This is a genomic window from Hoylesella enoeca JCM 12259 (assembly GCF_000613405.1).
Classification (GTDB): domain Bacteria; phylum Bacteroidota; class Bacteroidia; order Bacteroidales; family Bacteroidaceae; genus Prevotella; species Prevotella enoeca.
The window spans coordinates 1-12,525 of record NZ_BAIX01000054.1 but is presented as its reverse complement, the minus strand read 5'-3'; the positions used below and the strand labels follow the sequence as shown (position 1 = coordinate 12,525).

At 39.1% G+C, this 12,525-nt stretch carries 8 protein-coding genes and 3 pseudogenes; 5 read left to right on the top strand and 6 right to left on the bottom strand.

What is annotated here, in order from left to right; translation table 11 throughout:
- The coding region (locus JCM12259_RS11320; protein ID WP_036888991.1) for a TraM recognition domain-containing protein at positions 1–920 on the top strand (920 nt) is incomplete at its 5' end.
- A gap of 679 nt (positions 921–1,599) precedes the next feature.
- On the opposite strand, the gene JCM12259_RS11310 is transcribed toward JCM12259_RS11320, so the two are convergent.
- Genes JCM12259_RS11310 through JCM12259_RS11295 form a run of 6 tightly spaced genes read right to left on the bottom strand, consistent with a single transcriptional unit; the run spans position 1,600 to position 7,921 of the window.
- On the bottom strand, positions 1,600–2,079 hold the full coding sequence (locus JCM12259_RS11310) for a hypothetical protein (protein ID WP_025066539.1): 480 nt from the start codon (positions 2,077–2,079) through the stop codon (positions 1,600–1,602).
- Between the two features lie 19 nt (positions 2,080–2,098).
- Complete coding sequence (locus JCM12259_RS15265) at positions 2,099–4,153, bottom strand: peptidase domain-containing ABC transporter (protein ID WP_374188314.1); 2,055 nt, start codon at positions 4,151–4,153, stop codon at positions 2,099–2,101.
- A gap of 31 nt (positions 4,154–4,184) precedes the next feature.
- Positions 4,185–4,262: a cysteine peptidase family C39 domain-containing protein gene (locus JCM12259_RS17780; RefSeq protein ID WP_374188313.1), complete on the bottom strand. Its 78-nt coding sequence runs from the start codon at positions 4,260–4,262 to the stop codon at positions 4,185–4,187.
- 37 nt (positions 4,263–4,299) lie between these two features.
- Positions 4,300–6,582 carry a TonB-dependent receptor gene (locus tag JCM12259_RS11300; RefSeq protein WP_025066538.1) on the bottom strand — a complete coding sequence of 761 codons (2,283 nt, stop codon included), beginning with the start codon at positions 6,580–6,582 and terminating at the stop codon, positions 4,300–4,302.
- Positions 6,583–6,629: 47 nt separating this feature from the next.
- Positions 6,630–6,938: an SPASM domain-containing protein gene (locus tag JCM12259_RS17775; protein ID WP_081784202.1), complete on the bottom strand. Its 309-nt coding sequence runs from the start codon at positions 6,936–6,938 to the stop codon at positions 6,630–6,632.
- Between the two features lie 8 nt (positions 6,939–6,946).
- The gene (locus JCM12259_RS11295; protein WP_025066537.1) at positions 6,947–7,921 is read right to left on the bottom strand and encodes a radical SAM protein; all 975 of its coding nucleotides are present in this window, start codon (positions 7,919–7,921) and stop codon (positions 6,947–6,949) included.
- A 446-nt stretch (positions 7,922–8,367) separates the two neighbouring features.
- Here JCM12259_RS11295 and JCM12259_RS15260 point away from each other — a divergent pair.
- From JCM12259_RS15260 to JCM12259_RS15250, 4 genes and pseudogenes are all read left to right on the top strand, one after another.
- A pseudogene (locus JCM12259_RS15260) lies at positions 8,368–9,599 on the top strand (aminotransferase class I/II-fold pyridoxal phosphate-dependent enzyme).
- Positions 9,600–10,304, top strand: a complete 705-nt coding sequence (locus JCM12259_RS11285; protein ID WP_025066536.1) for a TetR/AcrR family transcriptional regulator — start codon at positions 9,600–9,602, stop codon at positions 10,302–10,304.
- A gap of 473 nt (positions 10,305–10,777) precedes the next feature.
- Positions 10,778–12,180 (top strand): annotated as a pseudogene (locus tag JCM12259_RS15255) (DUF3945 domain-containing protein).
- A 21-nt stretch (positions 12,181–12,201) separates the two neighbouring features.
- Positions 12,202–12,525: pseudogene (locus tag JCM12259_RS15250) on the top strand (toprim domain-containing protein); the annotation flags it as partial.

The following is a 12,525-nucleotide window of genomic DNA, read 5'->3' as shown; positions in this document are numbered from 1 at the left end:
AACTTGCCAACTACCTTTCTCCTTTTATGGACGCATGGGAGGGTGGAGCGCAGGACCAGTTGCAGGGACAGATCGCCAGTGCCAAGATACCTCTATCACGCATGATTTCGCCGGCTCTTTATTGGGTGATGACGGGTGATGATTTCTCACTTGACATCAACAATCCTGATGAGCCGAAAGTCCTTGTTGTGGGCAACAACCCTGATCGACAGAATATCTATTCGGCTGCACTCGGACTTTACAACAGCCGTATCGTGAAGCTCATCAACAAGAAGAAACAACTCAAATCCTCGGTTATTATAGACGAGCTGCCTACCATTTATTTTCGTGGACTTGATAATTTGATTGCCACAGCCCGAAGTAATAAAGTAGCAGTGTGTCTGGGCTTTCAGGACTTTTCGCAGTTAACCCGTGACTATGGAGACAAAGAAAGCAAGGTGATTCAAAATACGGTGGGAAATGTTTTTTCCGGGCAGGTAGTCGGTGAGACGGCTAAGACGCTTTCCGAACGGTTTGGTAAGGTACTTCAGCAACGACAGTCCATGACCATCAATCGAAACGACAAATCCACCTCTATCTCCACACAGATGGACAGCCTTATCCCTGCAAGCAAAATCAGTAATCTCACACAGGGTATGTTTGTGGGTGCGGTGTCCGACAACTTTGACGAGCGTATCGAGCAGAAGATTTTCCATGCTGAGATTGTGGTGGATAGTGCCAAGGTATCTGCAGAAACAAAGACCTACGAATCAATTCCCACGATTGCAGACTTTACAAACGAAGATGGATCCGATAATCTCAAAGAGACCATCGAAGTCAACTATCGCAAGGTGAAGCAAGAGATACTATCGCTTGTGGAAACAGAGATTCAAAGGATAAAGAATACCCCTGTCTTATCCCATCTCTTTCCAGACAAGTAGCGCAAGCACAGATATAGCGTTGTGGATGTGGTGTGGTAATTAAAGAACAGAGTTATACTCACAAGTAAATTCTTATGATAGTTGTCAGTACTAACAAACTATGGCTGTAACAAATCGTTTTTCAATTTAGTCGTTTTAGGTGAGTGAGAAGTGTAAGATTGTACAGTTCGATATGGTTGGTGGAATGAAAAACGGGTATGGTGTATTTCCTAACTGATAAGATAGCCATAGTTTTTCAATTTATCGGTATAAATAAATTTGGCTTTGAAGAGGAAAGAGCTTTTAAGTATTACCAACAAAGTACGATTGGTACTCTGCCTACATTGAAGGCAACTACATGATTTATTTCTCTATCTTACAGCGATAGGCGGTTGTTTGATTTTACTTGCTATCTGTAAAATCCTTTTAAGCAAAGTGGTAACTGAAATTTCCAATACTCGTGCCATACTACAAATACCCAACTCTTCTTTGGTCAGTTGAATGATTTCAGAATCAGTGTCAGGAAAATAGGCTTTGTCGGTGTAGCCGGTAATAACACGTTTCTGGCAATGTTTGCATTAGTAGCATTGTTTGCCATTGCGTTTCTTCTCATTTTTGATCATTTCCATTGAACAGCAATGTGGACATACTAACATGGATATTGCCCTCTTTCATCGCTTTATTACAATTAAAAAGGAAGTTACTGGACATTTATAATTCGCCCTATAATCCTTTGAAGTATACTTTCATTGCTTATTAATATAGATGCTGCACCAGTCATTCTGCTGATAATTTTATACTTGCAATCCGTTATCCTTACCTGCGCCATAAACACGCTGCCTTCTGCCGTTTGCCAAGGTGTATGTGATGTGGATGTTATGATACCATGGGCTGCTCCGTATGTTTCTGCATCGTAACCCTCAATTTCGATGCTTACCGTCATTCCTCTCGTTATCGTATTCACGTATTTATAGGGAATGTCTATTGTGCCTTGACGGGCATTTGTCATCTGTACCTTTGCACTGATGGTTTCGGGATAAGGTATAAAGTATGCACCTGCCAGTAGTCCCAATACCACAATGGTGATGATCGTGATGCCATAACGGACAATCCTTGATGGTATCTCTCCAATGATATGCCTTACCTTTTCGCTACGGAGTTCTATCTTGTCGTCTGCCATAATCTTCCTTTTTCTGCTGTTAGTTGCCCAATTCCAATTGATTCTTCACAAGGTTATAATATGCGCCTCTCTTTGCTGTGAGTACTTCGTGGTTGCCGATTTCTACCACCTTGCCTTTATCCAATACCACTATTTGGTCGGCATTCTTCACCGTACTTAGGCGGTGTGCCACGATAACTACTGTCTTGCCTTTGTAGAACTCGTCCAAATGTTCCACTATCATGCGCTCATTATTGGCATCGAGCGAGTTGGTGGCTTCGTCAAGGAAAATATAGTCGGGGTTCTTATAGACGGCTCTCGCTATCAATATACGTTGTTTCTGCCCTTGGCTCAATCCCACACCATCGCGACCAATCTTTGTGTTGTATTTTAAGGGCAGCCCCATCACATAATCGTGAATACAGGCTATCTCGGCAGCTTTCTGTAACCGCTGCTTGTCTATCTCGCCATCATCGACGGCAATGTTACGTGCTATCGACTCCGAAAAGATTACTCCGTCCTGCATCACCACCCCACACTGCCTGCGCCACCACTTCTTGTTGAGTGTGTTTATATCCGTTCCTCCAATGGTGATTTGTCCGCCCAATACGGGATAATAGCCTAACATCAGTTTGATAAGAGTAGTTTTACCGCTGCCCGATGCGCCCACAATGGCTGTTACCTTGCCTTTGGGGATTGTAAGGCTCACATCATCAATGATAGTTTTCAGTGCATGAGGGTCATACTTGAAGTTTACGTTTTCAAGGTCTATGCCTTGATTTTCTTCTTTCAGTGCCATTTCCAATCCTTGCTTTCCGTTCTCATCGTCCATGCGGTGTATCTCATTGATACGCTCAAGGCTTATTTTTACATCCTGAACCGAATAGAAGAAATTCATCAGTTGTTCTACGGGAGAGTTGAGTTGTCCGATGATGTATTGTACGGCGAGCATCATACCCAGTGTAAGCTGTCCGTGAATCACGGCTGTTGCTGCCACCACCGTGATGACGATGTTCTTCAGCTCGTTGATGCAGATGCTGCCCGCCTCCTGTGTCTGCTGGAGCTTCAGCGATTTCATCTGCACCCTGAAGAGGTCGGCCTGCACGTCCTCCCATTCCCAGCGACGTCGTTGCTCACAGTCCTGTAGCTTTATTTCCTGCATGGAAGTGATGAATTCATAGGTCTTGTTATTATTGATAGCCTGTTGTTCGAATAATTCATAGTCCAACACCTTTCTTCGTCTCAGGAAGAGCATCAACCATCCACCATATAAAAGGCTCCCCAAAAGGAAAATAAGGAATATTTGCCAATTATATGATAGCAATACAATACTGAATACGACGAATGTAAATATGGAAAAGGTGACATTCAGTGTCTGCTGTGTAAGGAAACTGTTAACGCGACTGTGGTCGTTCATTCTTTGCATGAGATCACCCATCATCTTTGTGTCGAAAAATGACATAGGTAACTTAAGCAATTTGATGAAGAAGTCGCTCACCAGCGAAATGTTTATCCGAATAGAGATCTGTAACAGCAACCAACGGCGAATAAAGTCAATAGCTGTACGGCTGAAGGTGAGCATTAGTTGTCCCAGGAGTATCAACCAAATAAAACCAATGTCTTGGTTCTTGATGCCTACATCCACGATCGATTGGGTAAGGAAAGGTAGAATGAGCTGTAGTAGACTACCTACGAGTAGACCTAGGACAATCTGCCCGAAGTAACGGCGGTACTTTTTAATATAACCAAAGAGAAACTTGAAAGAGCGTTGCCCATTCTGATTATCTTTTTGAAACGGATTGGCATAGAATTTTGAAGTGGGTTCTAAAAACATTGCAATACCTTTTTCTTCGCTACCAGAACAGGTACTTATCCAATGCTTCTTGAATTCTTCTATATTGTATTCTACAAGTCCCTTACTTGGGTCAGCTATGTAGAAAGTTTTTCCTTTCTTAACTTTGTAGAGTACAACAAAGTGGTTTTGATTCCAGTGGAGGATGCAGGGAGAGGATATGTCTTTTATCTCCTCAACATTTATCTTACCGCATTCACAATCAAACCCCAACGCATATGCTGTGTTCCTGATGCTTAGCATGGATACGCCTTCTATTGTTGGACGGCACATCTTAGACAGGTAATTTGCAGAATATTTTTTTTTTATAATACTTGCATATCATTTCTAAGCATGCTACTCCACACTGCATAGTATCATGTTGCAATTGATTTGGAAATTTATAACTTTTATTTAACAATGCCATCCTCATCGTCAATATTGTGAATCTTTTGCCTCAATGTTTGAGCTTTATGTCCTTTATTGAGGCTAAGCGAAACTTGTATATACACCATATTGGCTTTATCGGCATTCCACGATATGATGCTTTTGGTAAATTTGCTATTAGCATAATTCCTTTCGGAAAGCTTAATCTTACTTCTAAATGGATCCCATATCCCTGCGGTAAACATCCATTGTTTAAGGTGATAAGATGTAGAGAAATAGACAGCATCTTCCTGTGCTAAGTAAAGATTACCTCTAAATTCCTTACGGTTATTAATAATACCAAAATTCATACTCCAGTTCTTTGTTAAGTTCAAGTTACCCTCTACATAGTAGTTCCATATGTTCTTCGAGTAGTCGAGATTGTCTTTCTGAAATAAAGTTTTTGAAAAAGCGCAGGATCCCGATAATGTTAATCGATCTCTAATAACTTCATAATTGAGAAAGGTACTTAGGGTATGAACTCGACTTTTATTATATTTATCCGTAACATAATAAATAGCACAATCATCAATATAGCTGTTCGGGGCAAAAGGATGGCGGCTGAACCTATACGAATAAGCTAGCTGGAAATAAAATCTGCTGATATTGTAGGTGACATCAAGTCTATTATTATATTCTATGTAAGGACGTAAGTCAGGATTGCCTTTTTCTATCTCTATGGAATTCATTTTTCTTGTGATATTTGCCATATCTGTCAACTCTGGTACATGGGGAATAAGTTCTGTATTGAAAGAGAAAGTCAAATTATTCATTGGAGCATATGAAAATTTAATCATGGGGCGCATGAATCTTTTCGTATAGGAGATACTGTCCTTGTTATAGCTAACAATATTTCCTCCAAGTCCTATCTGATAACTTAGATTCTTATAGCGACCAAGAAATTGTGCATAACTAAGTATGTCATAACTGTCAGAGTGGTCTTTCTTCATTATGGCTTGACTATAGTTGTTGTTTGTTTTGGCATAATTTATTCTTACTCCAATAGTAAGATTGTTCAGGTCATTTATCTTATGTTCGTACAAGAGCTCCGGAATAAACGACAGACGCTTACCACGCACACCATACTGATAGTTAAATGAAATCATAGAAGACTGGTCCGTCTCCATAAAATTATATCTATAATTACTGGTTCTGTATGTTGTTAACAAGTCCAATATCAGATTATCCTTTTTCGAAATCTTTTGGAATGCATATATGTCAAATGAATATAAATTTGATTTGTATGTGGGTGTCAAAGCGGTGTTACTTATGAAGTTATTGAATGCGTACACTTTCTGTAAGGTTTCATCTTTGTCATTATTGTAGAATTCTGTGTTGAAATTGACGTTCAAAAGAAGTGATTTAGCAACATGACTATACACACCTTTAAGACTATGTTGCCGATAACTATAAACCGAGTTTTCGCCTTCTTTTATCTGTAAGAGCGAAAGCGGATCGGATACAAGCCTTGTGTCAATTCTGTTCTTGGTATAATGCCTGAGCTTATTGCTATAAATAAACGTGATTTGATCCTTTACGTTATTAAGTTTCAGAAAGATGTTATTTTCACTTGATAAAGTCGTGACAGCATCCATTGTTTTGAATCCGAATCCATAACCTTTTACCCCTTCCTTAGTCTTGACATTAAGGATTCCACCAAAATTTTGAGTAGCATATCTAACGCCAGGATTATCTATAAACTCTATCGACTTTATTTGGTTGGGTAAAATTGCAAGATATTCATCAGCAGTAGCTGGCATACCATTTATTTGATAGGCGACGCTTTTTCCATCAAACATTGTAATTCCCATTGACTCTTTGGAAATAATAGCATTAGGCAAATGGAGCTTATTAAGTACCCCCCATACATTGTTAGTACTTTCCCTAAGCTCTTTATTTGGATATATTATTAATCTATCCACCATTTTCTTATATCTTGAAGCTTTGATAACAACCTCTTTAAGCACTTGTGTCTCCTCTTCTAACATGATATTTACAGAGTCCTGTCCATCATATAGCCATGTTTTAGTTTTATAACCGATAGAGGAAAATGTTAATGTATTCCCTTTGGTAAGGTTGTTAATGGTGAACTCTCCATTTTCATCTGTTGTCGTCCCCCCCAAAGGTCTATTGTTATTCTGTACATATATTAAAATATTTACGAAAGGTATTGTTGCTTGTTTTGCATTTATTACTCTACCTTTAAGTCCTTCACCAAAAGATGTAAATGATATAGTCCCAAAAAGAATTAGCAGAAGATACCTCATATATATATGCATTAAATTATTGATAAAAAGCTAAAGACACCTTAATCTTATTTAGCTCTTTTTTTTGAGACTATTGAATTATTCAATAACTCAATAATATAGTCAACTTTTGAATAACCTTCTTTCAATACACAAAACTCTTTCGGTTCATCTAATAGAGACTGCGAACAACGTTTAGAACAGACAGGAAGCATATCACAATTTATGCATCGTTCAGGAATTTGTAAATTCATCCTGTTCATTAATTTAGTGTAGTCCCATATTATTACACCATCTTCTCTAAGAAATCCGCAAGAATTAGCTTCATTAAATTTTCGAGCTGTACACTTATAAACACGACCATCATAATTGATCACAACTTCATTTAGATTGTCGGCATAACAACTGCAAAGTTATATTTCAAGTCAAGATATGTACATACAAATCCTCTTGTTTGACATTCCTTTACAAAGTTATTTATTATGCAATCGTCTATTTTCTTTTCATTCACTTGCCATACTTTATGTACGGCAATTGTTGCTCTTTGTGGATCCAAGAAAGGCTCTATATCAGATACCATTGATTGCAATCCTACACTTGTCTGTGGAGAAACATTTATGCGCAATACTAACTCATAATCAGAAAGATGCTCTTTTATTAAAGATAAAGATTCTAAGATTCTGTCATATGAACCAATTGCTTTCTTATCTTTGTACTTTCTTATTGTATTGTGAATATTTCTACATCCATCAAGAGTTATCTGGAATGTAGAATGGTATCCTTTTATTGCATCTACAAAATCTTTTGTTAATAGTGTAGAGTTTGTGGTAAAGTTTATGGTTATTTTAAACCCTTTAATGCTAGCAATAGGGTTTATTAGGGATAATATATGCAGAATCTTCTCTTTATACAATAAAGGTTCTCCTCCGAAAAAGCTCAAAGTCAACAACTCAAAGGGTGCTTTGTCATATTTTAACTTTATGTGCTTTATAATAGAAGAGATTGTATCTTCTCCTATCACAGAATTATCAATATGGTTTTCATAACAGTACCAACATCTTAAATTACAATCCATGGTCATATTGATAATCATGTGATAAGTTTTGCCCGAGAATTTCCTATCCATAACATCGCTAATATAAGTTGCTTTTTCATCAAAAAAATCAGGTATAAGCATACCTTTTTTACACAGATCATAGAATAGTTGGGGTTGTTCTTTCTCTAATTCTTCAAAATTCCCCATTAAAAGAAACTTATTTATATCTCTTTTATTGGTAATTAAAAAGGATACAGTATAGGCATTGAAGATAATACACGATTCTCCTTGTTCTATATAATGATTATATTTACTGATATTCATATTTAAATAATTTTGATAAGTGCAAGATTTCCTTGCACTTATCAAATTAATACTTCTGCTTATTTACAGTTACAATTGTCTAAGAATGTGTTTTCATTTTCAATAGACGAATCCTGTCTTGTGCATGAGCAATTATCCAAGAATGGAGATTCGATTTCTGTCCGATTGGATAATCCTCCGAGCGTTTCAGAGAGTAAGTCATCACTAAGAATTGTGATTTTATTAATCTTCTTCATAATTTTGATGTTTAATTTGCCTTCTTTTAGCTTCCGGCATTGCTTTGTAATGTCTGTTCAATAATATTGTCGACAAATTATCTTCTTGACGCTGCAAATATACATATACATATTGTTTAAAACAAGAAAAATCAGTTTTTTTCAAAATTTGTATTTTCTTAGTATTTTAGCTACATTTGTAGCATTATTTACTATCTATACATTGTTTATATGGAAAAAAGATTTATTACATTAAAAGATTTCGAGATTACTCCCAACGAGAATGTTACTGAGCGTAGCCAAAAATTCCAAAGCTATATTGACCAAATGGAGCAGTTCGGCTGCAAGAGTTATTGGGTCATGGCAAAAACGGGAGTTGGAGCAAAAATGCAGATAGAGGGCTATGATGGTGAAGTTTCCGCATACATTTCCAATGATTACCTTGGTATGTCGCAAAGACCAGAAACTAAAGAGGCTGGCATAAATGCCGTTTTAAAATATGGCACGGGAGCAAGTGCCGCCCAAGCATAGGAGGTTATCTAGATATTCACCATCAGTTGGAGCGAGGTATTGCAAAGTTTGTAGGACAAGGAGATGCCATTCTATTCTCATCAGGTTTTGGTGCCAACGCAGGTCTGCTTCGTGCTATATTGGGAAAAAATGACATAGCCTACATTGATTCGTATATCCATACCAGTGCCACAAGTGGTTTAATTGGAACCAATGTAAAGCATATAGGACACAACGACATTGACTATCTTGACATGATCCTTGAACGGGAAACGGGAAAATATCAGACTCGATTGGTCATCATCGATGGGGTCTATTCCCAGAATGGAGATTTATCAAAACTTCCCCAATACATTGCGGTCTGCAAGAAACACAATTGCCTTCTTATGATGGATGACGCTCACGGCATTGGAGTTATGGGAGAAAACGGCAGAGGAACAGCCGAATATTATAATTGCTTGGGACAAGTAGATATTATTACAGGAACTTTCAGTAAGTCTTTCGGATGTGTCGGTGGTTTTGTTGCCGCGTCAGAAAAACTGATTCAGTATCTGAGATATTATGCTGACAGTAATGTCTTTTCCGCAGCAATGACTCCACAGGTTGCAGCATCTTCCCTAAAGGCACTGGAACTCATACAGACACAACCAGAGATTCGCAAGAAGTTGTGGACTAATGTCAATTATCTGCGCAAACGACTGACAGAGGAAGGCTTTGATATAGGCTGCTCCATATCAGCCATATTTCCTATTATGGTAAGAGACAATAAAAAAGTATACGAAATAGCACGAGAATTGCAAAAAAGATGTATCTTTGTAAGCGGTATCACATACCCTGCGGTAAGAACTAAGGAAGCACGGCTTAGAGTCAGCGTGTTGGCTTCCCATGAAACAGTACAGTTGGAACAATTGGTAACCGCTCTTGTGGAAATCAGAAAATCAATACCTTTTTAAATGGCAGAAGAAGAAAACAAAAACAAAACCAAAAGATATAGAAGGACAAACGTCGACATACAGGCAGACATTATCAAGGCAGCAGAAAGTCTGATTAAGAAAAAAGGCTTTGCATCAATGCTGGTGACAGAACTTATTAAGAAAGCCAGGATTGAACCGCTTGTCTTCTATAACAGATATGACAATCTTGGCGAGTTTTATGATGAATTCGTTAAGAGATACGATTATTGGTTTAAGGGTGTCCTGACTGGAATTGAATTTCCGACAGATTCAAAATTAGGGTATATCAATATTCTCAAGAATCTGCAGGAGGAACTTCAAGAAAAATCTGTGATGTTAGAACTATTACGTTGGGAAATTGCAGAAGGGAATGAGACGACAGTTCGTACAGCCATGCTCAGGGAAATGCACACTTTGCCTCTTGTCAATATCTATGAGACAAAATTTAAGGATATAGACATCTCTGCCATATCTGCACTGATTATCGGTGGCATATATTACCTTAACCTGCATAGGGATCGCTCTAAATTTGCGGAAATAGACTTAAACACAGAGGTTGGTCGCAAACGCATAGAAAAAGCTTTGGAGGATTTAGGGAATATGATATTCCACTATCAAGATCTGACTGATTACAAACATACTGTTGCAGAGAAAATGAAAGAAAACGGCATTAGTGATGAAATCATTAAAAAATGCCTTAATTGAACGATACATAACAAGTATATTCCCCACTTATCTAGCGTGATAATTGGGGGATTTTTAAGTCGTCCAGTAAAACTTTTTTCTTCCAATCTGTGTAATAGAAATCGTCTTTAACACCACTTTTTTGACTTTAAATCCAAAAAATAAGTCATTTTCTAATAAAACAAGCATTTTTGTGATGCTTACTATTTGGAGCTAAAATATAAGTCCCCATAGAGTAAAAGTGCCTGTATCGCCTATAGATAAACGGTTTGCAGACTTTCCGTTTATTTTTTGCGGACAGCAATTGAATATTCTTATTATGGAAGCGATATTCTAGCTAAGTGATTTTTGAGGTTATCCTGTAAACTAAGTACAACAGGTTATTTCACATAAATTCCTTTTATTTCCCACTTTTCCCAAAAACTTTTATATCTCTTCATATACCTATAATTTAGCTGCTTGATAACAGTATTCATCATTAAAATTATCAAGCAATGGAATCAAACAGCAATGACAATTACGTGCTGGTCCTGGAAAACCGCACGGAAGTAAAGAACGAAAAGGAAGCAGGAAAACTCTCCGTAGTTTCTGGTATTGACGACAAGGGGAACCTCAAAACTACCGAGGCTGTCGCAGCCAATCAAGCAGCGTTCTTGAAGTTCAACAACAAGGATGGACTTTTGAGGAACTTCATGACCAACTTCCTCAAACAGTTCAATGCCCCGACTCATTTTGGATTATACAAGGTATTGGCAGACAATGTGGAACAGGGCGTGGATAACCTGCGTACCATGCTGCAAAACCGCGAGAAACTCGAAAGCAAGCAGCAGCTGGCAGAGATTGGAGTGTCCTTTGATGATTATCTGCCACAAAAGAAGAATACCACTGCCATCGACCCCGAGAAAGTGGATTGGAAGATGCTCGACAATCTCGGTCTTTCCCGTGAGCGATTGGAGCAGAGTGGAGAATTGGAAAAGATGCTCAATTGGCAGAAGAGCAATCTCATCACAATTGCTGTTCCTATCGGCGACACCACCATCTACACTGAAGCACGCCTTGCCTTCCGCACGGACGATAACGACAATATCGGTTTGGCAATTCATCCTTTGAGAAAAGAGCCACAGCTTGACTTTCCCTATATGGGCTACAAGTTCTCTCCCGAAGAAAAGGAGCAACTCCTCACTACGGGTAATCTCGGCAAGACCATTGAGGTAACACCCAAGAATGGCGAACCTTTCTCTGCCTACGTCTCTATCGACCCACAGACTAACGAAATTATAGCCCTGCGTGCCGACCGTGTGAACATCCCTAAGGAAATCAAGGGCGTAACTCTCTCTGATGTCCAGTATAAAGATCTTGTGGAAGGCAAAGCCGTGAAAGTGGAAGGTATGACTGCCAAGAGCGGCAAGTCTTTTAATGCCACGCTTCAGGTCAATGCCGAGAAGAAAGGCATTGAGTTCATCTTTGACAATAACCGTGGATTTAAGGAACGACAGCAGCAGACACAGCAGCAAGGCGTACCACATAAGCTCTGCGGACTGGAACTATCAGAAAAACAGCGTGAAGCTTTGGATAGCGGTCGTACACTATATCTAAAGAATATGGTGGACAAGCAGGGGCAGCCTTTCAGCGCCTATGTTCGTATGGACAAGGAGCAGAACCGCCCGCGCTTCTATAAATGGAACCCAGACAAGAAGCAGGAAACCGGCAAAGAAAAGGTGGTTGCCGTAGCCGAAGAACACAAAACGCAGGTAGCCGTGAACAACCACGGCAAGACGAATGAAGCTACCAAGAATGTGAAAGAGCCTTGAAGACGGGACAGACACAGCCTACTGCCGAGCAGAAGCAAAAGCAGGACGAAAACAAACAAAAGAAGTCCCGTGGACGTAAGATGTAACCCTTAATTCTATTATCGACTATGACAACTTGTATTATTGCCGAGAAACCCTCGGTAGCCAGAGACATTGCCCGCATTGTCGGAGCAAACAGCAGACAGGACGGATACTTGGAGGGTAACGGGTATCTCGTTACTTGGGCAATGGGACACCTCATCGCCCTTGCCATGCCCGAAACCTACGGTTTTTCTGCCTATAAGCGTGAATACTTACCCATCCGTCCCAATCCCTTTCAGTTAGTGGTACGACAAGTACGTAAGGACAAGGAGTATATATCCGACCCAGCGGCATTAAAGCAGCTCAAAATCATCCGAAGTTGCTTCGACAGAGCTGACCGTATCATCGTA

Coding starts and splice junctions, on each gene's coding strand:
- JCM12259_RS11295 (WP_025066537.1), bottom strand. CDS start 7,921: ATGAATATCAGTAAATATAATCATTATATAGAACAAGGAGAATCGTGT.
- JCM12259_RS11300 (WP_025066538.1), bottom strand. CDS start 6,582: ATGAGGTATCTTCTGCTAATTCTTTTTGGGACTATATCATTTACATCT.
- JCM12259_RS17780 (WP_374188313.1), bottom strand. CDS start 4,262: ATGCAGTGTGGAGTAGCATGCTTAGAAATGATATGCAAGTATTATAAA.
- JCM12259_RS15265 (WP_374188314.1), bottom strand. CDS start 4,153: ATGCTAAGCATCAGGAACACAGCATATGCGTTGGGGTTTGATTGTGAA.
- JCM12259_RS11310 (WP_025066539.1), bottom strand. CDS start 2,079: ATGGCAGACGACAAGATAGAACTCCGTAGCGAAAAGGTAAGGCATATC.
- JCM12259_RS11285 (WP_025066536.1), top strand. CDS start 9,600: ATGGCAGAAGAAGAAAACAAAAACAAAACCAAAAGATATAGAAGGACA.